Source organism: Aquabacterium lacunae (assembly GCF_004310865.1).
Lineage (GTDB): Bacteria > Pseudomonadota > Gammaproteobacteria > Burkholderiales > Burkholderiaceae_C > Aquabacterium > Aquabacterium lacunae.
Window position 1 is genome coordinate 147,352 of the sequence record NZ_SIXI01000002.1, and the last position, 26,910, is coordinate 174,261.

The window sequence follows — 26,910 nt, forward strand, 5'->3', positions numbered from 1 at the left end:
AGATGGTACTGCAGGCCTCAGCGGAGGCCGGCCACCACGCTGTCGGCCACACGGCGGGCCTGGGCATCCAGGGTCAGCAAGCCTTCCACCGACGTGGTCAGGCTGGCATCGATCGACAGGCGTGCAAGCGTGTCGGCATTGACCGCATGGATCTGGTCAAACCGCAGGACGCCCGCCAGAAAGGCGGCCACGGCCACTTCGTTGGCGGCATTGAGCACGCAGGTCGAGCCTTCGGGGCCGCGCAGGGTGTCCCAGGCCAGTGGCAGACCGGGGTAGCGTGCGGCATCGGGCTCACGGAAGGTCAGCGCCTGCAACTGCATGAAATCCAGCAGGTCAGCACCCGACTCGATGCGCTCCGGCCACGACAGGCCGTAGGCAATGGGCACGCGCATGTCGGGCGTGCCCAGCTGAGCCAGCACCGAACGGTCACGGCACACCACCATCGAGTGGATGATGCTTTGCGGGTGCACCACCACGCGGATCTGCTCGGGCTGCAGGTCGAACAGCCAGCGGGCTTCGATCACCTCCAGCGCCTTGTTCATCATGGTGGCCGAGTCGACCGAAATCTTGCGCCCCATCACCCAGTTGGGGTGCGCGCAGGCCTGCTCGGGCGTGATGCCGGCAAAGGTGGCCGGATCGCGGTCACGGAACGGCCCGCCCGAGGCGGTCAGCACGATGTGGTCGATGCGCTGCGCCCAGGTGCTGCGGTCTTCCGGCAGGCACTGGAAAATGGCCGAGTGCTCGCTGTCGATGGGCAGCAAGGTGGCACCGCCCTCCTCCACCGCCTGCATGAACAGCGCACCACCCACCACCAGTGCCTCCTTGTTGGCCAGCAGCAGACGCTTGCCTGCACGCGCTGCCGCCAGGCAGGGCGAAAGGCCCGCGGCGCCCACGATGGCCCCCATCACCATGTCGACCTCGGGCAGCGAGGCCACGGTTTCCATGGCCGCGGGGCCGGCCAGCACTTCGGTGGGCAACCCTTCCTGGCGCACCGCTTCGCGCAGGCGGGCCGCCGCCGATTCATCGTGCATGACGGCGAAACGGGGCTTCCAGGTGCGGCACTGGCTCAGGATTTCGTCCACACGCTGACCGGCCGTCAGCGCCACGACCTCGAAACGATCGGGGTGACGGGCCAGCACATCGAGCGTGTTGGTGCCGATCGAGCCGGTGGAGCCCAGGATGCACACACCCTGGCGATGGCCTGCAGAGGCGGAAACAGCGGCGTCAGACTTCGACACGGTCAATCCTTCATCCATGGCACAGGGTGGTCAGGGCCAGGGCCACGGGCAGCACCGGCAACTGGGCATCGATGCGATCGAGCACACCGCCATGGCCCGGCAACAACTGGCTGCTGTCCTTGGCTCCGGCCACACGCTTGATCATGGATTCGATCAGGTCACCGGCGACGCTCACGGCGGTCAGGGCCGCCACGGCCAGCGCCAGGCCCACCGGCCCCAGCCCCATCAGCAAATGGCTGTACAGGCTCGGCGAGTCGACCCCCAGATGGCGATCAGCAGCCACCCAGGCCACGGCCAGCACCAGGGTGGACACCGCGCCGGCATACACACCTTCCCAACTCTTGCCCGGGCTGATGGTGGGTGCCAGCTTGCGCTTACCGAAGGTTCGGCCACCGAAATAGGCGCCGATGTCGGCAGCCCACACCAGGCTCATGATCGACAACAGGTAGTTCAATCCATGCTGCTTCGCTTCGGTCATGGCCAGCCAGGCAGTCACCAGCAGGCCCAGGCCAATCAGACCGCGCGGCCCCATGCCCAGGGCCTTCCAGTGTGTCGGGCCGAAGCGCAGTGCCCATGCACCACCCAGCACCCACACGGCGGTGGCGCACCACCACCAGGTGGCCGGCACGGCGAAGCCCACCAGGGGCTCGCCCAGGGCATGCACGTGGCCTGCGGCACCATGGGCCGCCGCCACGGCGGTCGAGGCGCCGCCCAGAACAGGCAGCCCCAGCTTCTGGGCCACGGCCAGACAGCCTCCCACCACGCCCAGGGCCAGTGCCCAGGCACGCCAGCCCGGCGCGTCATTCAGGCGGGCCCACTCCCACCCGGCAGCTGCCACAAACAGCAGGCTGAGCGTGGCGAACGGCCACAGCGCATCGGCCCACAAGGCCGGCAGCAGGATGGCCATCAGAACCAGGGCCGTGATCACACGTTGCTTGAGCATGCCAACCTCACGAGGCAAGGGGTTCGGCCGGATCGGCGCCCACGTCACCAAACCGGCGTTCGCGGCGGCGGTAGTCGGCGATGCAGGCGTCCAGCTGGGCGGCGTCGAAATCGGGCCACAGGCAGTCACTGAACACCAGCTCGGCGTAAGCGCACTGCCACAGCAGGAAATTGGAAATGCGCACCTCGCCGCCGGTGCGGATCAGCAGGTCGGGGTCGGGCGCGTAGGCCATGGCCATGTGGCGGGCCAGTGTGGCCTCGTCCAGTGCCTCGGGCGCCACACCTTCGCGCAGGGCCTTCTGACAGGCCTGAACAATGTCCCACCGTCCGCCATAGTTGAACGCCACCGTCAGCGTGAGACGGCTGTTGTGGGCGGTCTTCTGCTCGGCATCCAGCAGGGCATCGCGCACCTTGGGCGAGACATGGGCCAGGTCACCGGCGATGCGGATGCGCACACCATCGGCGCTCAGGCGCACGAGGTGTTTGGACAGCGCCACCAGCAGCAGGCTCATCAGCCCCGACACTTCTTCTTCCGGGCGCTTCCAGTTCTCGGAAGAGAACGCGAACACCGTCAGAAACTCGACATTCCGGTCGGCGCAGGCCTGCACCACCTTCACCAGCGCGTCCACGCCGGCCTTGTGGCCCATGCCGCGCGGCATGAGACGTTTGCGGGCCCAGCGGCCATTGCCGTCCATGACGATGGCGATGTGCCGGGGATTGCTTGCTGCAGAAGACGCCATGAGGGGGTGGCTGAACGAAGAGGGGTTGAAAACAGGAAGAGGCGGCCATGCCGCCTCTTTCGGAGCCCGAGGAGCGGGCTGCGGCCTCAGACGGCCATGACCTCGGCTTCCTTGGCCTGCACCAGCTTGTCGATGTCGGCGATCACCTTGTCGGTCAGCTTCTGCACGTCGTCTTGCGAACGGCGCTCTTCGTCTTCCGTGATTTCCTTGTCCTTGAGCAGCTTCTTGGCTTGCTCGTTGGCGTCACGGCGCAGGTTGCGCACAGCCACCTTGGCGTCTTCGCCAGCGTTCTTCACCACCTTGGTCAGCTCGCGGCGACGTTCTTCGGTGAGCGGGGGCATCGGCACGCGGATCAGGTCACCCTGGGCGGCCGGGTTCAGGCCCAGGTCCGACTCGCGGATGGCTTTTTCGATCTTGGGAGCCAGACCCTTTTCCCAGGGCGACACGCCGATGGTGCGGGCGTCGACCAGGGTCACGTTGGCCACCTGGCTGATGGGCACCATCGAGCCGTAGTAATCGACCTGCACCTGGTCGAGGATGCCCGGGTGGGCCCGGCCGGTGCGGACCTTGGCCAGTTCGTTCTTGAAAGCGTCGATGGACTTGGCCATCTTCTGCTCGGCGTTCTTCTTGATGTCGGAAATGCTCATGGTGTGTGCTCCATTGGGGGCCAGGTCACGGCTCGGGCCGACTCGTCAACACGTCGTTCAGCGACGCGGTCGAGCAGCCTGCCAGACTCAGACGTGGACCAGCGTGCCCTCGTCTTCGCCCATGACCACGCGCTTGAGCGCGCCGGGCTTGAAGATCGAGAACACCTTCAGGGGCAGGTTCTGGTCGCGGCACAGCGCGAAGGCCGTGGCGTCCAGCACCTGCAGATTCTTGATGAGGGCTTCGTCGAAGGTGATGGTGCTGTAGCGCGTGGCCGACGGGTCTTTCTTGGGGTCGGCGGTGTACACGCCATCGACCTTGGTGGCCTTGAGCATCACTTCGGCACCGATCTCGGCGCCGCGCAGGGCGGCGGCGGTGTCGGTGGTGAAGAAGGGGTTGCCCGTGCCGGCGGCGAACACCACGACCTTGCCCTCTTCGAGGTACTGCAGGGCCTTGGGGCGCACATAGGGTTCGACCACCTGGTCGATGCTGATGGCCGACATGACGCGGGCGGTCATGCCCTCCTGGCGCATGGTGTCGGCCAGGGCCAGCGAGTTCATCACGGTGGCCAGCATGCCCATGTAGTCGGCCGTGGCGCGGTCCATGCCCACAGAACCACCCGCCACGCCGCGGAAGATGTTGCCGCCACCGATCACCACAGCGACCTGGGTGCCCAGTGCGGTCACCTCCTGGATTTCCTTGACCATGCGCACGATGGTCGCGCGGTTGATGCCGTAGGCATCATCGCCCATCAGGGCCTCACCGGAGAGTTTCAGAAGGATTCGCTTGTAGGCGGCCATGCAATCGTCCTTGGGGTGTCATCGGGCGGCTGTCACCTGATAGCTTAAACCAGGCAGGCGCAGCGCCTCTTTGGAGTGGAGAGGAAGGCAACAGTTCCGCCCTCCTCATGCGACAAGGGGGCTTTTCAGCCCCCTTGCAATGCCGGGCTGATCAGCCCTTGGCGGCAGCCATCGTGGCGGCCACTTCGGCAGCGAAGTCGTCGACCTTCTTCTCGATGCCCTCGCCCACCACGAACATGGTGAACGACTTGACGGTGGTGCCGGTGGACTTCAGGTAAGCCTCGACGGTCTGCTTGCCGTCGGCGGCCTTCACGAAGACCTGGTTCAGCAGCGAGACTTCCTTCAGGTACTTCTGGATGGCGCCTTCGATCATCTTGGCAGCGATGTCGGCGGGCTTGCCCGATTCGGCAGCCTTGGCGGTGGCCACGTTGCGCTCGGTTTCGATCAGGGCGGCCGGCACGTCGTCCGAAGACAGCGACACGGGCTTCATGGCGGCGATGTGCATGGCCACGTCCTTGGCAGCCACTTCGTTGCCGTCGAACTCGACGACCACGCCGATGCGGGCGCCGTGCAGGTAAGCAGCCAGCTTGCCGCCGTCAGCGTAGCGCTTGAAACGACGGATCGACATGTTTTCGCCGATCTTGCCGATCAGGCCCTTGCGAACTTCTTCCACGGTGGGGCCGAAGCCGTCTTGCGACAGGGGCAGCTCACCCACGGCGGCGACGTCGGCGGGGTTGTTCTTGGCAACCAGTTCGGCAACCGACTTGGCGAAGGCCAGGAACGATTCGTTCTTGGACACGAAGTCGGTTTCGCAGTTGATTTCGACCAGGGCACCGTTGGCGCCGTCGACGAACGAGGACACCACGCCTTCGGCGGTCACGCGGGAAGCGGCCTTCGAAGCCTTGCTGCCCAGCTTGACGCGCAGGATTTCTTCGGCCTTGGCCATGTCGCCATCGGCTTCGGTCAGGGCTTTCTTGCACTCCATCATGGGAGCGTCGGTCTTGGCGCGCAGGTCAGCAACCATGCTGGCGGTGATGGCGGGCATATGGATCTCCGTTGGTTACGACGCGCTGTCATCAGCGCGTCATGTCAGATTCAGTTTGTAAAAAGGGGGCCACTCGGACCCCCTTTGGATCGGGCCGTTCAGCCCAGGACGCCGGGATCAGGCAGCGTCGTTGACTTCCACGAACTCGTCTTCGCCAGCCGCAGCGGCGACCACTTCGTTCACGGCGTTGGCCTTGCCTTCCAGCACGGCGTCAGCCACGGCCTTGGCGTACAGGGCCACAGCCTTGGACGAGTCGTCGTTGCCGGGGATGACGTAGTCGATGCCTTCGGGCGAGTGGTTGGTGTCGACCACGGCGATCACGGGGATGCCCAGCTTCTTGGCTTCGGCCACGGCAATCTTGTGGTAGCCAACGTCGATCACGAACAGGGCGTCAGGCAGAGCAGCCATGTCCTGGATGCCGCCGATGTCCTTTTCCAGCTTGTTCAGCTCGCGTTGGAACAGCAGGCCTTCCTTCTTCTTCAGGTTGTCCAGGCCAGCTTCCACTTGAGCCTGAGCGTCCTTCAGCTTCTTGATCGAACCCTTGACGGTCTTGAAGTTGGTCAGCATGCCGCCCAGCCAGCGCTGGTTCACGAAGGGCATGCCGGCGCGGTCGGCTTCAGCGGCGATGATGTCGCGGGCCTGACGCTTGGTACCGATCATCAGGATGTTGCCGCGGCGAGCCGACAGCTGCTTGATGAACTTCAGGGCCTCTTCGAAGGCGGGTTGCGTCTTCTCGAGGTTGATGATGTGAATCTTGTTGCGATGGCCGAAGATGTAGGGGGCCATCTTGGGGTTCCAGAAGCGGGTTTGGTGACCGAAGTGGACACCGGCTTCCAGCATTTCGCGCATGGACACGGACATGTGAGACTCCAAAGGTTGGGTCTGGAAACCACCGTAATCGGCGGCCACGTCGGCGCGCGTTCAACACGCACACCGCGCGGCCTGCCAACACCTTGGTGCGGCGGTTTCGCGATTGATGAAATAACTTGCGTTTGAAACCCGATTAGGGCCAAACCCGAAGATTCTAGCATGAAAACAGGCAGCCCCGCCAGGGCTTGCCTTGCCCATGCACGGGGACGGAGACGGGGCCGCCAAGGCCGGCGAGCGAATCGCCCCAGCCTGAACAGGCAGGGCCTCAGCTGCGGCGACGCACGCTCTTGCGGCTGGGCGCCTTCTTGCCGGCGGCTTTGCTGCGCGGCAGGCCTTCCACCCGACTGGCGCCCTGCTCCACCTTCTTGCCAGACGATTTCCCGCCCGGTCGGGCCGATCGCTTGACATCGCGGTCGCGCTGACGCACCTCGGCGAGCTCGTCCTGGGCCGAACGCAAGCCGGTGTCAGCCAGCTCGTCGCGCTGACCGTCGCGCGCACCCCGCCCGTTGCGGCGGCGCCCACCGCCACTCGGCTCGGAGGCTTGCGCGCCCTCGCGCACCAGGCGGAAATCGATCTTGCGGCTGTCCAGGTCAACGCGGCTGACCTGCACGCGCACCCGGGCCCCTGTGGCGTAACGCACGCCCGTGCGCTCGCCTCGCAACTCCTGGCGTGCCTCGTCGAACTTGAAATAATCCCCGCCCAGCTCGGTGATGTGGATCAAGCCCTCCACAAACAAGCCATCGAGCTGCACGAACAGACCGAACGGTGTCACGGCACTGACGGTGCCGCCGTACTCTTCGCCCAGGCGCTCGCGCATGAACATGCACTTGAGCCAGGCCTCGACGTCACGCGATGCTTCGTCGGCGCGACGCTCGTTGGCACTGCAGTGGATGCCTGCGGTTTCCCAGTCTTGCGCCTCGGCCGGCGTGATCTTCACCTTGGCCTTGCCCTTGGCGTTCTTGGGTGCCACCGGCAGCCCCCGCGTCAGCTTGGCGCCACCCTTCTTGAAGCTGCCCGGGTTCGACTCGACCGGCGGCAACACCAGACCGTACTTGTCACGCAACAGCAGCGACTTGATCACACGGTGCACCAGCAGGTCAGGGTAACGGCGGATCGGGCTGGTGAAGTGCGTGTAGGCCTCATACGCCAGGCCGAAGTGGCCGCTGTTGACCGGCGTGTAGATGGCCTGCTGCATCGAGCGCAGCAGCATGGTGTGGATCTGCGCGGCGTCTGGCCGCTCTTTCGTGGCCTCGGCGATGGCCTGGTAGTCGCTCGGCTTGGGCTCTTCGCTCAAGGTCACACCCACGCCCACAGCCTTCAGGTAGTTCTTGAGGGTCTGGCGCTTTTCGGGCGTCGGGCCTTCGTGCACGCGGTACAGCGACGGGTGCGCGAACTTGGCAATGAACTCGGCCGAACACACGTTGGCCGCCAGCATGGCCTCTTCGATCAGGCGGTGAGCCTCGGTGCGCGTGCGCGGCACGATGCGGGCGATGCGGCCGTTGTCATCGCACACGATCTGGGTTTCGGTGGTGTCGAAATCGACCGCCCCACGCACGCCGCGGCCCTTGAGCAGCGCGCGGTACACGTCATACAGGTTCAGCAGGTGCGGCACCAGGTCGGCGCGCTTGGCCGCTTCCGGCCCCTTGGTGTTGCCGATGATGGCCGCCACCTCGGTGTAGGTGAAGCGCGCGTGCGAGCAGATCACCGCGGGGTAGAACTGATAGGCGTGGATCTCGCCGCTGGCGTTGATCAGCATGTCGCACACCATCGACAGGCGATCGACCTCGGGGTTCAGCGAGCACAGGCCGTTCGAAAGCTTCTCGGGCAGCATGGGGATCACGCGGCGCGGGAAATACACCGACGTGGCTCGCTCGTAGGCGTCACGGTCGAGCGGCTCGCCAGGCTTGACGTAATGGCTGACATCGGCAATGGCCACCAGCAGGCGCCAGCCATTGGGCTTCTTGCCACGCCCCAGCACGGCGGGCTCGCAGTACACCGCGTCGTCGAAGTCACGGGCATCTTCACCGTCAATGGTGACCAGCGGGACGTCGGTCAGGTCGATGCGCTGCTTGCGATCGGTCGGACGGATCTTGTCGGGCAGCTTGGCGGCCTGGGCCAGGGTGTCGTCGTTGAACTGGTGCGGTACTTCGTACTTGCGCACCGCGATTTCGATTTCCATGCCCGGATCGTCAATGCCACCGAGCACCTCGGTCACGCGGCCCACGGGCTGCGCGTGCAGAGAAGGCTTTTCCGTGAGCTCGACCGCGACCACCTGCCCTGGTTGGGCGTTCGCTGTGGCTTTGGCCGGGATGAGGATGTCCTGCCCAAAACGGCGGTCTTCCGGCGCCACCAGCCAGGCCCCCCCCTCATGGAGCAAGCGGCCGATGATGGGGGTTTTGCGGCGCGCGATGATTTCCAGCACCTGGCCTTCCGGTCGACCTTTGCGGTCAAAACGGATCACCTTGGCCCGCACACGGTCCCGGTGCAGCACCGAGCGCATCTCCTGGGGCGACAGATACAGCGAAGTCTCGCCGTCGTCCGACACCACGAAGCCGTGCCCATCGCGATGTCCTTGGACTGTGCCCTCGATTTCGCTCATCAAGTTCACCAAAAGTTTTGTGTTGCTTGCCATGCGTGAGATTTTGATGCTATAGTTGAGGTCTTCGCTGATTGCAGCGAAGAAATAGTTGAAGCAGGCAAGGCAGCCGCCCTGAATGCAACAACACAAGTACCTGCCCAGGTGGCGGAATTGGTAGACGCACTAGTTTCAGGTACTAGCGGGTAACTCCGTGGAGGTTCGAGTCCTCTCCTGGGCACCAGATGCAAGCCGCATGATCGAAAGGTCATGCGGCTTAATTCTTTGGGCGCCGCCTTTTGTGGTGCCCGGTGTTGTGTCGGGTGTTGTGCCCCAAGTTGTGCCGGCGCGCCTGGCCAGCAGGCTGCCTGATCATCCCCCTGATGCAGCACCGGCGATTCAACGCACCGGGTCAAGCCAGACACCGCGCCACCCGGTGCGATACATGCTGTGCAGCCGCTGCGGCCAACCAACGCGCGCTTGCCGCGGGGCGACCCCACAGCCCACCAGGGCGCGTGCTGCACAAACAACAAACCACACATACACACCATGCGCTCCAGCGTAACGCATGCACCGGCCTCACCATGCCTTTCAAAGCACGCGAAGCACAAAAACATCGCCTGAGTGTGCTGTGCCAAGCCGCAAGACGCGGCCAAGACACTTTTTTGATAAATTTTCACAGAAAGCTTGCAGCCAGAAAAAATGCTGTGCTATAGTTTCGTTCTCGACGCGATGCACAGCAAGCAACGAAAGAAGCAAGCTGATTGTGACGAGAAAGTACCTGCCCAGGTGGCGGAATTGGTAGACGCACTAGTTTCAGGTACTAGCGGGTAACTCCGTGGAGGTTCGAGTCCTCTCCTGGGCACCAAGATGCAAGCCGCATGACCGAAAGGTCATGCGGCTTAAGTCTTTCTGGGGCCGAGCACTTCCTGATCGGCCTTTCGACATTGCACGCACCACCCTGCCCTCTGGTGAAACGGCAGGCGTCGCAGCACTGAGCGCACGCAACACCCATCCGGCGCGCATAAAAAAGCCCCGCAGTGCGGGGCTCTTTCATGAAGGCGGTGGGCCCTGCAACCTCAAGGTTGCGCAGCTGTGCGTTCTTCTTGACGCCAGCGCGCCTCGAAACTCAGCCCGCCGGTGATGTAGTCGATCAGGTACTCCGTGACATAGCGCGGGTCTTGCTGATACAGGTGCCCCACCACCGGGGAGGCACTGAGCAATCGCGAACTCGACAGGCCGTGAATCAGATCGATGATGGCAAACAGACACTTGATCTGCAGCGCCTCGCGCGACTGATTCGGCATGGTGCGTGCCAGGTGCGATTCGAGTCGCCCGAAATATGGCCACAACAGGTTCTCGACCATCTGGAAGCCCTGCGAGTGGGCCTGCCAGGTCATGCGCGACAGGAACTTGATCGACCAGCGTCCCTCGTCCGACTTCGCATACGTGAGCACAAAAGGCATCACCGCCGTGGCCACCACGTCGCGGGGCGTCAGCACCCCGCGCTGAAACAGCACGTCGAGCCGGTGCAGGGCTTCGTCCTGGCTGGGCAGCAGCAGTTGCGCCACATGCCCCAGCACGGCCTCGATCAGACCTTCCTTGTTCAGGAAGTAATACTGCACCACCGACTGGTTCGACTGCCCGGCCTCCTGCGTGATCTGCCGCAGCGACACCCCTTCGATGCCGTTGCGCGCAAACAGGCGCAACGCCGTGTGAATCAGCAGTTCACGGGTGTCCAGTTCGGTCTTCTGGGTCGACATCGCGGGCCTTCCGTGCGTGTCGGCTCAGTCCTGGGCGTGACGACGGGCCAGCACCTCAGGGCGCAGGGTGTCGTACTCCTCGAAGGGCTGATGGATCCAGGGACTGGTGGGCAGCGCGTCGACGTAGTACTCGGGCGTGTAAGTGGACACACCCTTCACCCAGATCACGGCCGAGCGCAACTCGGCAATCGACGGCATGGCGCGCAGCCGATCGACCACGGCATTGAGCGTGACGCCCGAATCGGCCAGGTCATCGACCAGCAACACGCGACCGGCCAGTTCACCCTTGGGCATGGTGATGTACTTGGCCATGTCCAGGCGACCCTGCAGGGTGCCGCCTTCGTCACGGTAGGAGCTGGTCGACATGATGCCCAGCGGCTTGTCGAAGATGCGCGACAGCACGTCACCCGGGCGCATGCCCCCACGGGCCAGACACAGGATCTGGTCGAACTCCCAGCCCGATTCGTGGATCTTGAGCGCCAGGCGCTCGATCAGCTGGTGGTATTCGTCCCAGCTGACATGCAGGTGCTTGCCGTCGTCGGTGAGCATGTGTCGGTCCTTGTGATCTTGACGCGTGGTGATCGGTGCGTGGCGCCGTGTTCAGCCCTTGTAGGGGTGACGCAGCAGGATGGTGTGGTCGCGGTCGGGGCCGGTCGACACCATGTCGATCGGGGCACCGATGAACGACTCGACCCGCTTGAGGTAAGCACGGGCGTTTTCAGGCAGCGCATTCCAGTCGGTCACACCGAAGGTGGTGCCTTCCCAGCCCGGGAAGGTTTCGTAGATGGGCTGGCAGGCCACGATCTCGTCAGCATCCAGCGGCAGGATGTCGATGCGTTCGCCGTTGAGCATGTAGCCCACGCACACATTGATTTCCTTCAGGCCGTCCAGCACGTCGAGTTTGGTGATGCACAGGCCCGACACGCCGTTGATCAGCACCGAGCGCTTCAGGGCGGCGGCATCGAGCCAGCCGCAGCGGCGGGCACGGCCGGTCACGGTGCCACGCTCCTGGCCCACGGTGGACAGGTGATAGCCCACGGTGCCTTCCTTGTCCCACTCGAGTTCGGTGGGGAACGGGCCACTGCCCACGCGGGTGGTGTAGGCCTTGGTGATGCCCAGGATGTAGTGCAGCTTGTCGGGACCCACACCGGAACCGGCGGCGGCGTTGCCTGCCACGCAGTTCGACGAAGTCACGTAGGGGTAGGTGCCGTGGTCGATGTCCAGCAGCGTGCCTTGCGCACCTTCGAACAGCACCGAGCAACCCGCCACGTTGTGGCCGTGGATCTTGACACCCACGTCAGCCAGCATCGGCAGGATCTGCTGAGCGGCGGCCATGGCCTGTTCATAGATGGGCTCGAAGGCCAGCGCTTCACTCTTGAGGTAGCCTTGCAAAGCGAAGTTGTGCAGCTCCAGCAGTTCGCGCAACTTCTTGGCGAAACGGTCGGGGTGCTTCAGGTCTTGCACGCGCAGGGCGCGACGGGCCACCTTGTCTTCGTAGGCCGGGCCGATGCCCTTGCCCGTGGTGCCGATCTTGCCCGAGCCGCTGGACTCTCGCAGGGCCTCTCGGGCCTTGTCGACCTCCACGTGGAACGGCAGGATCAGCGGACACGATTCGCTGATGAACAGGCGCGAACGCACGTCCAGGCCCGCGTCTTCCAGGCGCTTGATTTCCGACAGCAGGTGCACAGGGTCGACGACCACACCGTTGCCGATGTAGCAGGCCACACCTTCGCGCATGATGCCCGAGGGGATCAGTTGCAGCGCGGTCTTCTTGCCGTTGATCACCAGGGTGTGACCGGCGTTGTGGCCGCCCTGGAAACGCACGACGGCGGCGGCGTGGTCGGTCAGCCAGTCGACGACCTTGCCCTTGCCTTCGTCGCCCCACTGGGTTCCGACCACGACGACATTGCGCGCCGACACGTTGTTGCTTTGCATGGTGAATTCCTGTTCGCTAGAGAAGGCCCTGGGCTCAGAGAGCGCGCAGCGACCAGCGGCCGTCCACGAGGACCAGTTCCTGGTCGCACTCGAATTCCTGGACGTCGTGTTCATGTCCGGGCAGCACGCACACCACGGTGTGCCCTTGCCCGCGCAATTCGCGCACTGCCTGGCGCAGCGCGGCATCCTGGCCCCAGGGGGCGCGGATGGCCGATCGCACAGCAGACGCACCAGCGCCCGCCAGCAACTCGGCCAAGATCTTGAGGTCGAGGCTGAAGCCCACGGCCGGACGGCGGCGACCGAACACAGCCCCCACCTCGTCGTAACGGCCGCCACGCAGCAGCGCATCGGCGTGGCCTTGCCCGTACACGGCAAAGCGGATGCCGCTGTAGTAGGCATGGCCGCTGAGGTCGGACAAATCGAACCCCACCACCAGATCAGGCTGGGCTTCACGCAGGTGGCGAGCCAGCCAGGCCAGATCGTTCAGGGCAGCATCGATGGCCGCGTGGGCTGGCAGCACCTGCCGCGCCCGAGTCAGCACCTCATCGCCACCGAACAGCGTGGTCAGCGACTGCAGGGCCTGCAAGGCGCCTTCGCTGGTGCCCAGGTGGCCGGCAGCCCCCAGATCACGCAGCGTGCCCACGTCTTTGGTGGCCACCGCCTGCACGATGGCCTGCTGCTGGGCCAAAGACACCTTGTCGAGACCGAAAGCGGCCAGCACGCCCTGTACCACGCGCACATCGGCCATGTCGATCACCAGGCCCTTGATGCCGCAAGTCTGCAGCCCCAACAAGGCCAGCTCGGTGGCTTCCAGCTCGGCTTCCAGGCCGGCATGGCCATAGATTTCAGCGCCCATCTGCAGCGGCTCACGCGTGGCGTGCGGGCTCGCAGGACGGGTGTGCAGCACAGGGCCGCAGTAGCACAGGCGGGTGACGCTGTCGCGGTTCAGCAGGTGAGCGTCAATGCGAGCCACCTGCGGGGTGGCATCGGCACGCACACCCAGCGTGCGACCGCTGAGCTGATCAACGAGCTTGAAGGTCTTGAGATCGAGCGCCTGGCCGGTGCCCGACAGCAGCGACTCGATGTGTTCGAGCAGCGGGGGCATCACCAGTTCGTAGCCGTAGACCCGAGCGGCGTCCAGCCACACGCGACGCAGCTCTTCCATGCGACGCGCCTGAGACGGCAAGACGTCAGCGATGTGCTCTGGCAACAGCCAAGCAGACGACATAGAAAACCGGGGGAGGGGTTAAAAACGAGATTCTACCGGGTTACGGGCATCAACCCAAGCACCACAGCAGGAGCAGGCCGCACACGATGCTGGCCAGTCCCACGAAACGCAGCTGCCCGTCGTGCAGTTGCAGCACCTGGGTGAACATCTTTCGCCAGGCCGCCGGGTTCAAAAATGGCATCAAGCCCTCGATGACCAGCATCAGAGCGAGCGCCATCCAGAGCGAGTGAAGCGAATCGCCTTCGAACATCGGCCTTCTTTCAAAGAAAACGGGCCCGAAGGCCCGTGTTCATCGGGGTTGCGTCAAGAGCACCTGTGTCACTTGCCGCCAGCGCCCGACGAGCGCATCGACTTGAAGAAGTCGCTGCTGGGGTCCAGCACCATCACGTCAGACTTGCTGCGGAAGGTGGTGCGGTAGGCCTGCAGGCTGCGGTAGAACGCAGCGAATTGCGGGTCCTTGCCGAACGATTCAGCATAAATGGCCGAAGCTTTGGCATCGCCCTCACCCATGGTCTTTTGCGCATCGCGGTACGCTTCAGCCACGATGATGTCGCGCTGACGGTCGGCGTCGGCGCGGATCTTTTCGCCTTCGGCAGCACCGGTCGAACGCAGTTCGTTGGCCACGCGTTTGCGCTCCGACTCCATCCGGCGGTAGACCGATTCGGTGATGTTGGGCGAAAAGTCCACGCGCTTGATGCGCACATCGATCACTTCGATGCCGAAGGATTTGGCGTCTTCGGTCAGGCGCTTGACCACACCTTGCATGACCTTCTCGCGTTCGGTGGACAGCACGGCGGCCACGGTGCGCTTGGTCACTTCTTCGTTCAAGGCGGCCTGAACGATCGGCGCCAGGCGGTTCTCAGCCAGACGCGGGTCGGTGCCGGCGTTGCGAATGAACTGCTTGGGGTCTGTGATGCGCCACTTCAGCAGCCAGTCGATCACCAGGCTCTTCTTCTCCGCGGTGAAGATGGGCTTGGACTCGGGGCTGTCGAGGGTCTGCGTGCGGCGGTCGAGGATGACCACGTTCTGCAGCGGTGCGGGCATCTTGAACTTCAGGCCCGGCTCGCTGATGACTTCCTTGATCTCGCCCAAGGCGTAGACCACGGCAAACTGACGCTGGTCAACCACAAACAGGGTTGAGCCAAGCACCACGAGGGCCAGCAGTGCGCCAGCCAGGATGGTTCCAATGCGATTCATGATGGCGTTCCTTCCCTTCGGCTTCAGCGAACGTCGCGATCACGGCTGCGCTGACCGTCGCGCGAGCGCGAATCGACCATGCCGCCCGTGGCGCCTGAGGTGTCTGGTGAGGCCACCGCCGAGGCGGCAGGAGCGGCCGACAAGGCAGCACCTGCATTGCCGCCAGCCTGCTGCATCAGCTTGTCAAGCGGCAGGTACAGCAGGTTCGAACCCTGGCGGGAATCGACCATGACCTTGGTCACGTTGCTGTAGATCTGCTGCATGGTGTCGATGTACAGGCGATCACGCGTGACCGCAGGCGCTTTCTGGTACTCGGCCAGCACCATCTTGAAGCGCTGTCCGTCACCCTCGGCCTGCGCAACCACCTTGGCCGAGTAACCCGCAGCTTCTTCGCGCAAGCGCGCAGCCGTGCCTTGTGCCTTGGGGATCACGTCATTGGCGTAGGCCTGGCCTTCGTTTTTGAGGCGCTCGCGGTCGGCACCGGCCTTGAAGGCGTCGTCAAAGGCCGCCTGCACCTGCTCGGGGGCCTGCACGCTCTTGACGTTCACATTCACCACGGTCACACCGGCCTTGATCTTGCGAAGTTGCGTCTGGATCGACTTGGTGAGGTCCACCGCGATGGCATCGCGTTGCTCGTACAGCACCGAATCCATCGTGCTGGCGCCCACGATCTCGCGCACAGCCGACTCGGCGGCCTGCAACACAGCTTCGTCAGAGTTCTTGTTCTCGAACAGGTACTGGCGGGCGTCTTCCAGGCGGTACTGCACCGTGAACTGGATGTCGATGATGTTTTCGTCGCGCGTGAGCATGGACGAGTCACGCAAGCCAGAGCCCTGGGTGACCGACGACGAGCCGACATCGACCGAGCGCAGTTGCGTCAGGTTGACGATCTCATGACTCTGGAACGGGTAAGGGGCGCGCCACTGGAAACCAGCTTCGGCCGTGTGGCTGAAGCGACCGAACTGCATGATCACGGCCTGCTGGCCTTCCTGCACGATGAAAAAGCCACTGCCCAGCCACACCAGGGCCACCAGGCCCGCGATGACGCCCAGGCCGATGCCGGCACTGGCCGGATCGGGCGACATGCTGCCACCCGGGCCGTTGTTGTCACCACCACCGCCCTTTTGCTGGTTGAACACGCCGCTGAGCTTGCGATTGAAGTCGCGCCACAGTTCGTCGAGGTCGGGAGGGCCGTCGTCGCGGTTGGCCTGCATGACCTCGCCACGCGCCACCAGCGGCAGCCGACGGTACAGCGGGTGCGAGAGTTTCCAGACCATGCGGCCTGCGGCCGAGGTCAGGAAACCGACCGACAGCCAGGCTGCCTGCGCCGCCTGGGACAGGCGGAACGACGGGATCGAGGTCCGGCCCTTGCCGGTCTGAGCCGACTCAGCGGTGTTCTGGGTCATGTTTCTGCGTCGTTGATGAATGGGTCGCCTGCAAGACTGGGTTCAGCTTCAGGCATGTCACTTGTCAGATTGTGCACGGGGATTGCATGCCCCGATGGCTGAAAGGGCCAGTTTTCGGGGCCCACACCTTCGATTGCCGCCCGGGACAGCACCTGACGCAACACGTCAAGGCCCTGCCCTTCGATGGCACTGACAAACACTCGACAGGCGCGGGTGCCGTCGGGCAGTTCGTACACATCCTGGCTGTGGCGGGGCTGCTGGTGCGGCTCGAGCGCATCGACCTTGTTGAAAACAATGACCTGCGGGATGTGCCCCGCGCCGATGGTCTGCAGCACACGCTGCACTTCTTCGATCTGTTCCAGCAACACCGGGCTGGCGGCATCGACCACATGCAGCAGGATGTCGGCCTCGGTGGCCTCCAGCAGCGTGGCCTCGAACGATTCCACCAACGTGTGCGGCAGGTCGCGGATGAAGCCCACGGTGTCGGACAGGCTGACGCTGCGCTGGGCCTGCGCCAGATACAGCTGGCGCGTGGTCGTGTCCAGCGTGGCGAACAGCTGATTGGCCGCGTAGGTACCCGCCTTGGTCAGCGCGTTGAAGAGCGTCGATTTGCCCGCGTTGGTGTAGCCCACCAGAGAAACGCGGAAGGTGCCGTTGCGCTCGCGGCCACGTCGCTGGGTGTTGCGCTGGCGCTTGACCTTGACCAGCTGCGCTTTGAGCGACTTGATCTTCTGCTCGATCATGCGGCGGTCCAGCTCGTACTGCGACTCGCCCGGACCACCGCGATGCCCCACCCCGCCGCGCTGGCGCTCCAGGTGGCTCCAGCGGCGCACCAGGCGGGTGGACAGGTACTCCAGGCGCGCCAGTTCGACCTGCAGCTTGCCTTCGTGGCTGCGCGCTCGGGCGCCGAAGATTTCCAGAATGAGACCGGTGCGGTCAAGCACCTCGACACCCAGATGGCGTTCAAGGTTGCGCTGCTGCGCGGGTGAGAGGGACTGGTCGAAAATCACCCCATGGGCCTGCTCGGCCTGCACGAGGAACTTGATTTCGTCGGCCTTGCCGGAGCCCACAAAGAGGGCGGCGTCGGGGGCCTTGCGGCGCGCAATGACGCGGGCCACAGGGGCATCGCCGGCCGATTCGGCCAACAACGCCAGTTCGTCGAGGGTGGGGTCAAACGAAGACCCCGGCCCGAAATCGACTCCCACCAGCACCACCCGGGGCGGCCCGGGCTCGCGAGACTGGCTCAAAGAGGCATCACTCAAGGTGTGGGTGAAGGGTGCGGTGGGAAGAGGGAAACGCCAGACGGATCAGGCGGGGGTTTCGTCGTTGGCGTGGAAGTTCACGGCACGACCCGGCACCACGGTCGAGATGGCATGCTTGTAAACCATCTGGGTGACGGTGTTGCGCAGCAGGACCACATATTGATCGAAAGATTCGATCTGGCCCTGGAGTTTGATGCCGTTGACCAGGTAAATGGACACCGGCACATGCTCTCTGCGCAGAAGGTTCAGGAACGGGTCTTGTAAAAGTTGCCCTTTGTTGCTCACGATATGCTCCGTGATGGAAAGTTGGAGAGAACACACCTTATCACATGCGACTCCCTCTTGCGAGGGAAGGGTTTGCGCAAAGCTGTGTCAGGATTGATCAAAGGGATTGGCCGAGAGTTTCATTTCAATGCGCAAAGGCGTGCCTGAGAGCTTGAAATGTTCACGGAAACGGCTTTCAAGGAAGCGCTTGTAGGCCTCGGTGACATGTTCCAGTGCATTGCCGTGGATGACGATGACCGGCGGGTTCTGGCCACCCTGGTGGGCATAACGCAGCTTGGGCCGCGACGTGCCGGCCCGCTTGGGCTGCTGGAACTCGACCGCCTCGTGCAGCAGGCGCGTGAGCACCGGCGTGGGCATCTTGCAAGTGGCCGAGCGCCAGGCATCGCCCAGGGCGGCCCACAGCGGGCCCAGCCCCTGGCGGCGCTTGGCCGAGATGTTCAGGATGGGCGCAAAACGCAGGAAAGCCAGGCGGGTTTCGATGGACCGCTGCAGCATTTCGCGCTGGTAGGTGTCCACGGCATCCCACTTGTTGATGGCCACCACCACCGCACGGCCAGACTCCAGGATGTAGCCAGCGATGTGGGCGTCCTGGTCGGTCACGCCCTGGGTGGCGTCGATCAACAGCAGCACCACGTTCGCATCGGAGATGGCCTGCAGGGTCTTGACCACCGAGAACTTTTCGATGGCTTCGAACACCTTGCCCTTGCGACGCAAGCCCGCGGTGTCGATCAGCTCGTAGCGCTGACCGTTGCGCTCGAACGGCACCGAGATGGCGTCACGCGTGGTGCCGGGCATGTCGAAGGCCACCAGGCGCTCTTCACCCAGCCAGGTGTTGATCAGGGTCGATTTGCCCACATTGGGGCGTCCGGCCACCGCCAGGCGGATGGGACGGTTTTCGTCATCGACCTCGTCTTCTTCGTCTTCTTCATCGAAGAAGCCTTCCAGGGCCATGTCCAGCAGGCTGCGAATGCCCTGCCCGTGCGCCGACGACACCGGAATGGGTTCGCCCATGCCCAGTTCGTAGAACTCGGAAACCAGGGGCGACTCGCTCATGCCCTCGGCCTTGTTCACGGCCAGCAGCACGCGCTTGTTGGCGCCGCGCAGGTATTGGGCAATGTCATGGTCCTGACCCGACAGGCCCGCACGCAGGTCGACCACGAAGATGACGGCATCGGCCTCGGCCACGGCCTGGCGCGTCTGCTTGGCCATCTCCTGGAAGATGCCGGACGAACAATCGGGCTCGAAGCCACCGGTGTCGATGACAATGAATTCACGGCCGCTCACGCGGCCCTCGCCGTAATGGCGATCACGGGTCAGGCCGGCATAGTCGGCCACAATGGCGTCACGGCTTTTCGTGAGGCGGTTGAACAGCGTCGATTTGCCCACGTTCGGGCGACCAACCAACGCAATGACGGGTTTCATTCGGTTCTCAACAATCGTTGGCTGCAGCCGCTTCAGGGCGTGCGCAGCGCGTAAAGGGTGCCGGCACGGGTGGCCACCAGCAACAGGCCGTTGACCACACGGGGTGCCCCGTTGACCGGACCGTCAAGCGACACACGGGCCACGGTGCGGCCGTCCTGGGCGGCCAAGAAGTGCAGGTAGCCCTCCTGGTCACCCACGGCCACCAGGCCGTTGGCGTAGGCTGGTGTGCCCAGGCCGCGGTACTGGAATCGCTCGACGCGCCACAGCACTTCGCCGGTGTCGGCATTCCAGGCCGACAGGCGGTCGGCGCCATCGGCGCCCACCACCAGGTCATTCGATGCGGCCACACCCTGGGTGCCTGCCTGCGGGCGGGTCCAGCGCACAGCGCCTCGGTTCATGTCGATGCAACCGGCAGACAGCTGGAAAGCGCGAACGCACAGGTCATCTTCGGCACGGACGGCCGGGCCGATCAGGTCGGCCAGACGCTCGACTTCGTTGCTGCCACGGGGAACGCCCAGGCTGGCCTCGAAGCGCACGGTGCCACGGGCAGGGTCGAGACCGACCAGCCGCGAGCCCACACCCACGACCAGGGTGTCGCGAAAGGCCGTGAGCACACCCTGCTGGCTCAGGGCCAGCGGTTCGCCGCCTGGGCGCTGAAACTGCCAGATCCAGCGGGCGTCGAGTGCGTCGTAGGCGCGCACGCTGCGGTCAAGCAGTTGCACGAACACGCGCTCGCCCGCCACCAGAGGCGCCGTGATGGCGCGGCCCGGCAGGCGCTCACGCCACTTGACCTGAGCGCCCTCCAGCACCACCAGCTCGTTGTCGGCCGTGACCACAGCACTGAAACGACCGTCAGAGCCCACACCCGCGGCCACCGGAGCCCCGATGGCGGCGCGCCAGCGTTCCTTGCCTGTGGACGGGTCCAGCGAGACCAGAGTGCCGTCGGCAGACGCCATGTGCACCTGCCCGTCGGACGTGGCCAGACTGAGCGTGCCCTGGGCTGCACCGACCTTGGCCGACCAGACCACCTGCGCAGAGCGCGAGGGCTTGAAGTCTTCCAGCGGAGTGGGCTTGGGACGGCCTGAACCGCTGCACGCGGACAGCAAGGCCAGTACGGCAGCCGACAGGGCCATGCGCGCGGCTTGGCCGCGAGAGAAAGAGGCTCGGCGTGTGGACAGGTTCATGGGCGATCAGTTCTGGGCCGGCAGGCTCACTTGAGGCGACATCGACTTCAGCTGGCCATCGGCCGGCGGCTCACCCAGGGCGGTCAGCTTGCCCTCGATGAAGCGGCGGTACTCGACTTGGGGGTCCATGGATTTATAGGCGTCCTGGTAGGCCTTGAGCGCTTCATCCTTCTTACCCTGGGCTTGCAGGATGTCGCCACGGCGGTCATCCGTCAGGGCCTGGAATTCTTGGGGCACGCTGGCCGACACGGCAACCAGGGCGTCGTCGTACTTTTTCAGGTCGAGCAAGACTCCGGCCAGACGCAAGCGGCCAACGGCCACCAGGTTCGGATTCTTGCCGGAATCGACCAGCCACTGCAGCGCAGCGCGGCCTTCGTCGGTCTTGCCCTTGGCCACCAAAGTCTGGGCGGCCAGCAGCGCCCCCTGCTCGGACAGCGTGGTGCCACCGTACTGACCCTTCAGGTCGGAAAAAACGCGCTGCACCTTGTCGGCATCGCCCTGCACAGCGGCACGGTCGAGCTCCTCGTACATGCCGGCGGCCTTGGTGGCCCGGTCGGTCTGCCAGTACTGATAGCCGGTCCAGCCCGCATAAGCGGCAACAGCTGCCGCCACCAACCAGCTGATCAGGTTGCCATAGGTTTTCCAGAAATGCTTGAACTGGTCCAGCTGTTCCTGCTGCTCGAGGTCGTACGTCGCCATGGTTCTGATTGTTCTCTCGAAGCCAATTGAAAGGGTGGCTGATTATGACCGATGCGCCTGCAGGCGCCCGGCCCACTGCGCTGCCATGGCCAGCGACTCGGTGCACTGCTCGCCATTGCCACGCAGGGGCTTGACGGTGACCAGGCCCTGGGCCACTTCGTCAGGGCCGAACACCAGGGCAAACTGGGCGCCGCTGGCATCGGCCTTCTTGAACTGAGACTTCATGCTGGCCGGGCCCTCTTTGCCTGCAGGGTTCAGGACGACCCGCACGCCTTGGGCACGCAGGGCTTCCAGCGTGGTCATGACCTGGGCCACCGGCACGCCAGCCAGCGTGATGGCGAAGGCATCGGGCGCGTCGGGCTGCGGGGCCTTGCCCAGCTCTTCAACCAGGAGCAACAGGCGTTCGATGCCCAGCCCCCAGCCCACAGCCGGTGCAGGCTTGCCGCCCAGTTGCTCGATCAGGCCGTCGTAACGCCCCCCCCCACACACCGTGCCTTGCGAGCCCAGGCGCTCGGTGACCCACTCGAACACCGTGAGGTTGTAGTAGTCCATGCCGCGCACCAGGCGAGGGTTGACGCGGTAGGCAATGCCCGCGGCATCCAGCGTAGACTTGACGGCATTGAAATGGGCCAACGAGGCCTCACCCAGGAAGTCGATCAACTGCGGCGCCGCTTCGACCACGGCCTGCATGGCCGGATTCTTGGTGTCGAGGATGCGCAGCGGGTTGGTGTGCAGACGGCGCTTGCCGTCTTCGTCCAGCAGGTCGGCGTGGACCTGCAGGTGCTGAATCAGGGCCTCGCGGTGGGCCCGCCGCTCTTCCGGCTGGCCCAGGCTGTTGATCTCGAGCCGCACGTCGGTGCCCACCTCGATGCCCAGGTCACGCCACAAAGCCGCACTCATCAGGATGATTTCAGCGTCAACGTCAGGGCCGGCAAAGCCCAGCACCTCGGCACCCACCTGGTGGAACTGGCGATAGCGCCCCTTCTGCGGGCGCTCATGGCGGAACATCGGGCCGATGTAGTACAGGCGCTTGCCGCCTTCGTAAAGGAAGCTGTGCTCGTTCATGGCGCGCACCACGCCGGCTGTGCCTTCGGGGCGCAGGGTGAGTTTGTCGCCATTGAGGCTGTCTTCGAAGGAGTACATCTCCTTTTCGACGATGTCGGTGACCTCACCGAGGCCGCGCACGAACAGGGCCGTGGGTTCGACGATGGGCGTGCGCACGTTCTGGTAGCCGTAGCGGCGCATCAGGGCGCGCACCTTGTCTTCCAGCCACTCCCAGCGCGCCGAGTCCGGCGGCAGGATGTCGTTCATGCCTTTGATGGCTTTGAGCTGTTCAGCCATGGGTCTTTTCTTGTGCAATGCGGTTCTGAGGGCTGGCGCACAGCGCCCTGCCCTGCGGGTTCAGGCCGAAGCCTGGTTGCCGAAACGGCGCTCGACGTACTGGTTGACGAGGGCCTGGAATTCCTGGGCGATGCCCTCCCCGCGCAGGGTCAGGGCTTTCTCGCCGTCGATGAACACGGGCGCCGCGGGGGCTTCACCGGTGCCGGGCAGGCTGATGCCGATGTCGGCATGCTTGCTTTCGCCCGGGCCATTGACGATGCACCCCATCACGGCCACCTTCATGCCCTCGACACCAGGGTAGCGGGCCCGCCACACAGGCATCTGGGCGCGCAGGTAGTCGTCGATCTGTTTGGCCAACTCCTGGAAGGTGGTGCTGGTGGTGCGGCCACAGCCTGGGCAGGCCGTGACGCTGGGCACGAACACGCGCAGGCCGAGCGACTGCAGGATCTCGGAGGCCACCACCACCTCTTGCGTGCGGGCCTCGCCGGGCTGCGGTGTGAGCGACACCCGAATGGTGTCGCCAATGCCCTCTTGCAACAGGATGGCCAGAGCCGTGGCAGAAGCCACTGTGCCCTTGGTGCCCATGCCGGCTTCGGTCAGGCCCAGGTGCAAGGGGTGATTGCAGCGTTGCGCCAGCGCACGGTACACGCTGATGAGGTCCTGCACGCCACTGACCTTGCACGACAGGATGACCTGCTCGGGACGCATGCCCAGCTCGACGGCCAGATTGGCGGACTGCAGAGCCGAGGTGACCAGGGCTTCGTACATGACCTGGCGGGCTTCCCAGGGCTGGCTGCGCTGAGCGTTCTGGTCCATCAGGTGGGCCATGATTTCCTGGTCCAGGCTGCCCCAGTTCACGCCGATGCGCACCACCTTGTCGTACTTCAGCGCGGCCTCGATCATCTGGGCAAACTGGCGATCTTTCTTGTCGCCCTTGCCCACGTTGCCGGGGTTGATGCGGTACTTCGACAGGGTCTCCGCACAAGCCGGGAACTCGCTGAGCAGGCGATGGCCGTTGTAGTGGAAGTCGCCCACCAGCGGCACGTCGATGCCCATGCGGTCGAGTTGCTCGCGGATGTGCGGCACGGCCTGCGCGGCCTCGGGCGTGTTGACGGTGATGCGCACCATCTCGGAGCCGGCCAGCGCCAGCTCCTTGACCTGGATGGCGGTGCCGATGACATCCACCGTGTCGGTGTTGGTCATGGACTGCACGCGCACCGGCGCATCGCCACCCACGGTGACCACGCGGTCACCCCAGGTCACGCGGGCCTGCAGGCTGCGGCGTGGGGCTGGTGCGGCCACCAAAATAGGCTCGGAGCAGTTCGAAATCATGGGCGGAATGTCACTTCAGTTCAAGCCGCGCGACGTTGTTGCGCGTGAAGGCGGCGAGTTCGATGGGCTGGCCGCGGTACTGCACACGCACACCGTTGGCATTGCCAATCTTGACAGTGAGCGCCTGGGGCGCGTCCAGGCTGACAGTTTCACCAGGCTGGAGGTGGCGCTGGAGCACCTTCTGCCCGCCTGCCAGCTGGCGAACTTCCACCCAGGAGCCTTCATCGGCGCTGAGCACCAGAGCCCCTTGCACAGCTGCGACCGCACCCATGGGGACCACGGGAGACAGCGGGGCGCTGGGCACCGCCATGGCAGGCACTGCCGCCACCCCTGGCTGCGCGCCCGAGGCAGCATCTGGGCCCTGCGCTGCGGGCAGGCCCAGGGCGGACGCCGCGGCAGAGGCGTTCGCCGAGGCCAGGGGCATGGAGGGTTGCGCGAGCGTGGGCACCCCTTCTCCGCTGGCAGCCTGTTCGCTGGCCAATGCATTGCGCTCTGCCAGCGCCTCGGGCAGGGCAACAGAGGCCGCCAGCTCAGGGGCTGACGCCGCCGGCACCGGCCATCCGAGAGTGCCCCAGTCTGCACCCTGCGGCCAGAAGTGCAGCAAGGCCGCTGCAGCCAAAATGCCAGCCGGCACCAGCCAGCGCACCTGCAGCAGCGGCTGCCAGTTCCAGCCGGTGTGAGCATCGAGATTCAAACGAGCCTTGGTCGCCTTGAAAGGCACCCCCTTGGGGTCACTCGCCGCCAGATTCACAGGCTGAGCACTTGGCAAAGAGGCCAGCACGGGCTCTGGATCCAGACCCAACTGCCGGCAGACGGTCTTGGCCAGGGCGCGGGCAAAAGCCAGATCCGGCAAGGCCTCATGCGCACCGTTCTCAAGAGCCTGAAGCTTGGCAGGTGACACCTTGAGCATGGCCGCCAAAGACTCGATCGACAAGCCACGCTGCTCACGGGCGCTCCGAAGTAGCGCTCCACCAGAAGCGGAGGTGTCAGGCATCTCACTCATCAAAACGTCCCAATTCCAGCGAATTGATTTCGCGCGCGTTCGGAAACTTGTTGCGCAGCAAGCTAGCCAACTCTTCCTTCTCGGCTGAATTGTGGAGCTTGTGAGCGATTCGGATGCCCAACCAGAGCGACTCTGGATTGGCCTGCTCAGGCACATTGTTCACGCGGCGGATGTAAAAACGGGCGCGCTCGACATTGCCATTCACGTAAAGCGCCAAGGCCAGGTTGTATGCGGTGGCAGGATTGGATGGCTCCTGCTCATAGGCACGCGCCAAGGTTTTTTCGGCATCTGTGGCTCGCCCATCGCGCATCTGGCAAACACCCTTGACCAGCAAGGTCTTGGCTGGCGAGACGCTGGATGGCAACGTCAGCGCCCGATCAAACATCGCGTCAGCCTCGGTGTAACGCTGTTTGCGACACAGATACCAGCCATGGTTGTGCGAGACACTTCCGTTTCGAGGATCGAGTTGGGACGCACGGCGAAAGCTCTCTTCAGCCAGCACAGGCTCACCCATGAGGTCATAGATCAAACCCCGCAGCTCCATCGCATCGGAAAAGCCGGGTTCGATGGCCAGCACTTGCTTGACTTCATCCAGCGCCGTGCGCAAGTCACCGCGGGTGTAATAGGCCGTGGCCAACTCCAGACGGATCCGAGCCCGACGACGCGTTTCAGACTCATCAGACTGTGTCGCGATGTCTCGACCCACAGACGAGGGCTGCGGCCGTGGAACGGGGGACTCGGACGTTGGCAGCACGCGCGAGGGCACAGTGCCAGTCTGCGCACAGCCAGCCAGCAACAACGCCAGGATCCAGGTGGCCAGTGCCGTGAATCGGTACTTCATTCGCATCTCACCCTCGGTTCAATGAGACGCCCCACCGCCCCCTTGCACGGGGGTGATTGGAATGGGGCGACGGAGCATGCGCTCATGGGCCCGGGTGCGGTCTTGCACCTCACCGGCCAGTTGCCCGCAGGCGGCATCGATGTCGTCACCGCGGGTCTTGCGCACGGTGGTGACAATACCAGCCTCAATCAGGATTTTTGCAAAGGCTTGTACCCGGGTGTTGCTGGAGCGTTTGAGCCCCGACTCAGGGAAGGGGTTGAAAGGGATCAGGTTGAGCTTGCAAGGCACCTTGTGGCGCACCAGCGCGATGAGCTGGCGGGCATGCTCTTCGGTGTCGTTCACACCGTCGAGCATGCAGTACTCGAAGGTGATGAAATCACGCGGGGCGGCCTGGAGGTAATCCACGCAGGCGCCCATCAGTTCGGCGATGGGGTACTTGCGGTTCAGCGGCACCAGCTCGTCACGCAGCGCATCATTCGGCGCATGCAGCGACACCGCCAGCGCCACAGGGCAATCGGCCTTGAGGCGCTCGATCATGGGCACCACACCGGAGGTGGACACCGTGACGCGGCGACGCGACAGGCCGTAGCCATGGTCGTCGAGCATGGTGCGCAGGGCGGGCACCAGGGCGTTGTAGTTCTGCAAGGGCTCGCCCATGCCCATCATGACCACATTGCTGATGACGCGCTCGGACTGGCCCAGGCGCTGACGCAGGTTGTGCTCGGCAAACCAGAGCTGGGCGATGATCTCGCCGGTGCTGAGATTGCGCGAAAAACCCTGGTGACCGGTGGAGCAGAAACGGCAGCCCACGGCGCAACCGGCCTGGGAAGACACGCACAGCGTGGCCCGGTCGTCTTCAGGAATGTAGACACTTTCCACGGCATTGCCACCGCCCACATCGAACAGCCACTTGATGGTGCCGTCGGAGGAGACATGCTCGCTGATGACTTTCAGCGGCGTGATGGTTGCCGACCCTTGCAGCTTGGCGCGCAAGGATTTGGCGAGATCCGACATCTGATCGAAGTCGGTCGCGCCCTTCTGGTGGATCCAGCGGAACAACTGGACCGCGCGAAAGCGCTTTTCGCCCAGTTGCTCGCAGTACGCCGTCAGCCCGTCGAGGTCAAAGTCCAGCAGGTTGACAGCGCTCATGGAAACAC

Annotated in this window: 25 protein-coding genes and 2 tRNA genes; 2 read left to right on the forward strand and 25 right to left on the reverse strand. The window is 64.5% G+C overall.

Translation table 11 applies throughout. The annotated features are described in order from the left end of the window. Window positions 1–17: 17 nt before the first annotated feature. The 8 genes from ispC to rnr form a co-directional block, all read right to left on the reverse strand. Window positions 18–1,256 (reverse strand): 1-deoxy-D-xylulose-5-phosphate reductoisomerase, encoded by a 1,239-nt coding sequence (gene ispC, locus EYS42_RS04440; RefSeq protein ID WP_130966668.1) that lies wholly within the window; start codon window positions 1,254–1,256, stop codon window positions 18–20. After that, window positions 1,249–2,181 carry a phosphatidate cytidylyltransferase gene (locus EYS42_RS04445; protein ID WP_130966669.1) on the reverse strand — a complete coding sequence of 311 codons (933 nt, stop codon included), beginning with the start codon at window positions 2,179–2,181 and terminating at the stop codon, window positions 1,249–1,251. The genes ispC and EYS42_RS04445 overlap by 8 nt, the downstream gene beginning before the upstream one ends. Window positions 2,182–2,188: 7 nt before the next feature. Further along, window positions 2,189–2,920 carry a polyprenyl diphosphate synthase gene (gene uppS, locus EYS42_RS04450; protein WP_130966670.1) on the reverse strand — a complete coding sequence of 244 codons (732 nt, stop codon included), beginning with the start codon at window positions 2,918–2,920 and terminating at the stop codon, window positions 2,189–2,191. 86 nt (window positions 2,921–3,006) lie between these two features. After that, window positions 3,007–3,567, reverse strand: a complete 561-nt coding sequence (gene frr / locus EYS42_RS04455; protein ID WP_130966671.1) for a ribosome recycling factor — start codon at window positions 3,565–3,567, stop codon at window positions 3,007–3,009. Between the two features lie 87 nt (window positions 3,568–3,654). Further along, window positions 3,655–4,365 (reverse strand): UMP kinase, encoded by a 711-nt coding sequence (pyrH, locus tag EYS42_RS04460; RefSeq protein ID WP_130966672.1) that lies wholly within the window; start codon window positions 4,363–4,365, stop codon window positions 3,655–3,657. 151 nt (window positions 4,366–4,516) lie between these two features. Beyond that, window positions 4,517–5,410 (reverse strand): translation elongation factor Ts, encoded by an 894-nt coding sequence (gene tsf, locus EYS42_RS04465; RefSeq protein ID WP_130966673.1) that lies wholly within the window; start codon window positions 5,408–5,410, stop codon window positions 4,517–4,519. A gap of 117 nt (window positions 5,411–5,527) precedes the next feature. Further along, window positions 5,528–6,271, reverse strand: coding sequence for a 30S ribosomal protein S2 (gene rpsB / locus EYS42_RS04470; RefSeq protein WP_130966674.1), 744 nt, complete (start codon window positions 6,269–6,271; stop codon window positions 5,528–5,530). Window positions 6,272–6,545: 274 nt separating this feature from the next. Beyond that, the gene (gene rnr, locus EYS42_RS04475; RefSeq protein WP_245503502.1) at window positions 6,546–8,879 is read right to left on the reverse strand and encodes a ribonuclease R; all 2,334 of its coding nucleotides are present in this window, start codon (window positions 8,877–8,879) and stop codon (window positions 6,546–6,548) included. A gap of 135 nt (window positions 8,880–9,014) precedes the next feature. Here rnr and EYS42_RS04480 point away from each other — a divergent pair. Both EYS42_RS04480 and EYS42_RS04485 read left to right on the forward strand, forming a co-directional pair. Further along, a tRNA-Leu gene (locus EYS42_RS04480) sits at window positions 9,015–9,099 on the forward strand. Between the two features lie 539 nt (window positions 9,100–9,638). Continuing rightward, a tRNA-Leu gene (locus EYS42_RS04485) sits at window positions 9,639–9,723 on the forward strand. 211 nt (window positions 9,724–9,934) lie between these two features. On the opposite strand, the gene EYS42_RS04490 is transcribed toward EYS42_RS04485, so the two are convergent. The 17 genes from EYS42_RS04490 to rlmN all read right to left on the reverse strand — a co-directional run bounded on the left by EYS42_RS04490 (window position 9,935) and on the right by rlmN (window position 26,902). Next, window positions 9,935–10,618 (reverse strand): TetR/AcrR family transcriptional regulator, encoded by a 684-nt coding sequence (locus EYS42_RS04490; protein WP_130966676.1) that lies wholly within the window; start codon window positions 10,616–10,618, stop codon window positions 9,935–9,937. A gap of 24 nt (window positions 10,619–10,642) precedes the next feature. After that, on the reverse strand, window positions 10,643–11,167 hold the full coding sequence (locus EYS42_RS04495; protein ID WP_130966677.1) for a phosphoribosyltransferase: 525 nt from the start codon (window positions 11,165–11,167) through the stop codon (window positions 10,643–10,645). Window positions 11,168–11,218: 51 nt separating this feature from the next. Then, on the reverse strand, window positions 11,219–12,553 hold the full coding sequence (locus tag EYS42_RS04500) for an adenylosuccinate synthase (RefSeq protein WP_130966678.1): 1,335 nt from the start codon (window positions 12,551–12,553) through the stop codon (window positions 11,219–11,221). A gap of 34 nt (window positions 12,554–12,587) precedes the next feature. Continuing rightward, a complete protein-coding gene (locus EYS42_RS04505) occupies window positions 12,588–13,781 on the reverse strand; it encodes an ATP phosphoribosyltransferase regulatory subunit (protein ID WP_130966679.1) in 1,194 nt (397 codons plus the stop codon). 49 nt (window positions 13,782–13,830) lie between these two features. Beyond that, window positions 13,831–14,031 (reverse strand): DUF2065 domain-containing protein, encoded by a 201-nt coding sequence (locus EYS42_RS04510; protein WP_130966680.1) that lies wholly within the window; start codon window positions 14,029–14,031, stop codon window positions 13,831–13,833. 68 nt (window positions 14,032–14,099) lie between these two features. Continuing rightward, a complete protein-coding gene (gene hflC, locus EYS42_RS04515; protein WP_130966681.1) occupies window positions 14,100–14,978 on the reverse strand; it encodes a protease modulator HflC in 879 nt (292 codons plus the stop codon). Between the two features lie 23 nt (window positions 14,979–15,001). Continuing rightward, entirely contained in the window at window positions 15,002–16,192 is a 1,191-nt protein-coding gene (gene hflK / locus EYS42_RS04520) for an FtsH protease activity modulator HflK (RefSeq protein WP_130967303.1), read from the reverse strand. 188 nt (window positions 16,193–16,380) lie between these two features. Next, window positions 16,381–17,646 carry a GTPase HflX gene (gene hflX, locus EYS42_RS04525; protein ID WP_245503503.1) on the reverse strand — a complete coding sequence of 422 codons (1,266 nt, stop codon included), beginning with the start codon at window positions 17,644–17,646 and terminating at the stop codon, window positions 16,381–16,383. Between the two features lie 45 nt (window positions 17,647–17,691). After that, the gene (gene hfq / locus EYS42_RS04530) at window positions 17,692–17,931 is read right to left on the reverse strand and encodes an RNA chaperone Hfq (RefSeq protein WP_130966682.1); all 240 of its coding nucleotides are present in this window, start codon (window positions 17,929–17,931) and stop codon (window positions 17,692–17,694) included. 87 nt (window positions 17,932–18,018) lie between these two features. After that, window positions 18,019–19,353: a ribosome biogenesis GTPase Der gene (gene der / locus EYS42_RS04535; protein WP_130966683.1), complete on the reverse strand. Its 1,335-nt coding sequence runs from the start codon at window positions 19,351–19,353 to the stop codon at window positions 18,019–18,021. Window positions 19,354–19,385: 32 nt separating this feature from the next. Beyond that, the gene (locus EYS42_RS04540) at window positions 19,386–20,537 is read right to left on the reverse strand and encodes an outer membrane protein assembly factor BamB (RefSeq protein WP_245503504.1); all 1,152 of its coding nucleotides are present in this window, start codon (window positions 20,535–20,537) and stop codon (window positions 19,386–19,388) included. Between the two features lie 6 nt (window positions 20,538–20,543). Next, window positions 20,544–21,236, reverse strand: a complete 693-nt coding sequence (locus EYS42_RS04545; protein ID WP_130966684.1) for a YfgM family protein — start codon at window positions 21,234–21,236, stop codon at window positions 20,544–20,546. Window positions 21,237–21,278: 42 nt separating this feature from the next. After that, window positions 21,279–22,577, reverse strand: a complete 1,299-nt coding sequence (gene hisS, locus EYS42_RS04550) for a histidine--tRNA ligase (RefSeq protein ID WP_130966685.1) — start codon at window positions 22,575–22,577, stop codon at window positions 21,279–21,281. 60 nt (window positions 22,578–22,637) lie between these two features. Continuing rightward, window positions 22,638–23,909 (reverse strand): flavodoxin-dependent (E)-4-hydroxy-3-methylbut-2-enyl-diphosphate synthase, encoded by a 1,272-nt coding sequence (ispG, locus tag EYS42_RS04555; protein WP_207301106.1) that lies wholly within the window; start codon window positions 23,907–23,909, stop codon window positions 22,638–22,640. 10 nt (window positions 23,910–23,919) lie between these two features. Next, the gene (locus EYS42_RS04560; RefSeq protein ID WP_130966686.1) at window positions 23,920–24,912 is read right to left on the reverse strand and encodes a helix-turn-helix domain-containing protein; all 993 of its coding nucleotides are present in this window, start codon (window positions 24,910–24,912) and stop codon (window positions 23,920–23,922) included. Then, window positions 24,905–25,759 carry a type IV pilus biogenesis/stability protein PilW gene (gene pilW / locus EYS42_RS04565; protein ID WP_130966687.1) on the reverse strand — a complete coding sequence of 285 codons (855 nt, stop codon included), beginning with the start codon at window positions 25,757–25,759 and terminating at the stop codon, window positions 24,905–24,907. Before pilW ends, EYS42_RS04560 begins: the two co-directional genes overlap by 8 nt. A 12-nt stretch (window positions 25,760–25,771) precedes the next feature. After that, window positions 25,772–26,902 carry a dual-specificity RNA methyltransferase RlmN gene (gene rlmN / locus EYS42_RS04570; RefSeq protein ID WP_130966688.1) on the reverse strand — a complete coding sequence of 377 codons (1,131 nt, stop codon included), beginning with the start codon at window positions 26,900–26,902 and terminating at the stop codon, window positions 25,772–25,774. Between the last annotated feature and the right edge of the window lie 8 nt (window positions 26,903–26,910).

Coding starts and splice junctions, on each gene's coding strand:
- EYS42_RS04540 (WP_245503504.1), bottom strand. CDS start 20,537: ATGAACCTGTCCACACGCCGAGCCTCTTTCTCTCGCGGCCAAGCCGCG.
- rnr (WP_245503502.1), bottom strand. CDS start 8,879: ATGAGCGAAATCGAGGGCACAGTCCAAGGACATCGCGATGGGCACGGC.
- EYS42_RS04445 (WP_130966669.1), bottom strand. CDS start 2,181: ATGCTCAAGCAACGTGTGATCACGGCCCTGGTTCTGATGGCCATCCTG.
- EYS42_RS04495 (WP_130966677.1), bottom strand. CDS start 11,167: ATGCTCACCGACGACGGCAAGCACCTGCATGTCAGCTGGGACGAATAC.
- EYS42_RS04490 (WP_130966676.1), bottom strand. CDS start 10,618: ATGTCGACCCAGAAGACCGAACTGGACACCCGTGAACTGCTGATTCAC.
- ispC (WP_130966668.1), bottom strand. CDS start 1,256: ATGGATGAAGGATTGACCGTGTCGAAGTCTGACGCCGCTGTTTCCGCC.
- pilW (WP_130966687.1), bottom strand. CDS start 25,759: ATGCGAATGAAGTACCGATTCACGGCACTGGCCACCTGGATCCTGGCG.
- tsf (WP_130966673.1), bottom strand. CDS start 5,410: ATGCCCGCCATCACCGCCAGCATGGTTGCTGACCTGCGCGCCAAGACC.
- frr (WP_130966671.1), bottom strand. CDS start 3,567: ATGAGCATTTCCGACATCAAGAAGAACGCCGAGCAGAAGATGGCCAAG.
- EYS42_RS04545 (WP_130966684.1), bottom strand. CDS start 21,236: ATGGCGACGTACGACCTCGAGCAGCAGGAACAGCTGGACCAGTTCAAG.
- rpsB (WP_130966674.1), bottom strand. CDS start 6,271: ATGTCCGTGTCCATGCGCGAAATGCTGGAAGCCGGTGTCCACTTCGGT.
- EYS42_RS04560 (WP_130966686.1), bottom strand. CDS start 24,912: ATGAGTGAGATGCCTGACACCTCCGCTTCTGGTGGAGCGCTACTTCGG.
- ispG (WP_207301106.1), bottom strand. CDS start 23,909: ATGATTTCGAACTGCTCCGAGCCTATTTTGGTGGCCGCACCAGCCCCA.
- EYS42_RS04500 (WP_130966678.1), bottom strand. CDS start 12,553: ATGCAAAGCAACAACGTGTCGGCGCGCAATGTCGTCGTGGTCGGAACC.
- uppS (WP_130966670.1), bottom strand. CDS start 2,920: ATGGCGTCTTCTGCAGCAAGCAATCCCCGGCACATCGCCATCGTCATG.
- der (WP_130966683.1), bottom strand. CDS start 19,353: ATGAAACCCGTCATTGCGTTGGTTGGTCGCCCGAACGTGGGCAAATCG.
- EYS42_RS04505 (WP_130966679.1), bottom strand. CDS start 13,781: ATGTCGTCTGCTTGGCTGTTGCCAGAGCACATCGCTGACGTCTTGCCG.
- hflK (WP_130967303.1), bottom strand. CDS start 16,192: ATGCAGGCCAACCGCGACGACGGCCCTCCCGACCTCGACGAACTGTGG.
- pyrH (WP_130966672.1), bottom strand. CDS start 4,365: ATGGCCGCCTACAAGCGAATCCTTCTGAAACTCTCCGGTGAGGCCCTG.
- hisS (WP_130966685.1), bottom strand. CDS start 22,577: ATGGCTGAACAGCTCAAAGCCATCAAAGGCATGAACGACATCCTGCCG.
- rlmN (WP_130966688.1), bottom strand. CDS start 26,902: ATGAGCGCTGTCAACCTGCTGGACTTTGACCTCGACGGGCTGACGGCG.
- EYS42_RS04510 (WP_130966680.1), bottom strand. CDS start 14,031: ATGTTCGAAGGCGATTCGCTTCACTCGCTCTGGATGGCGCTCGCTCTG.
- hflC (WP_130966681.1), bottom strand. CDS start 14,978: ATGAATCGCATTGGAACCATCCTGGCTGGCGCACTGCTGGCCCTCGTG.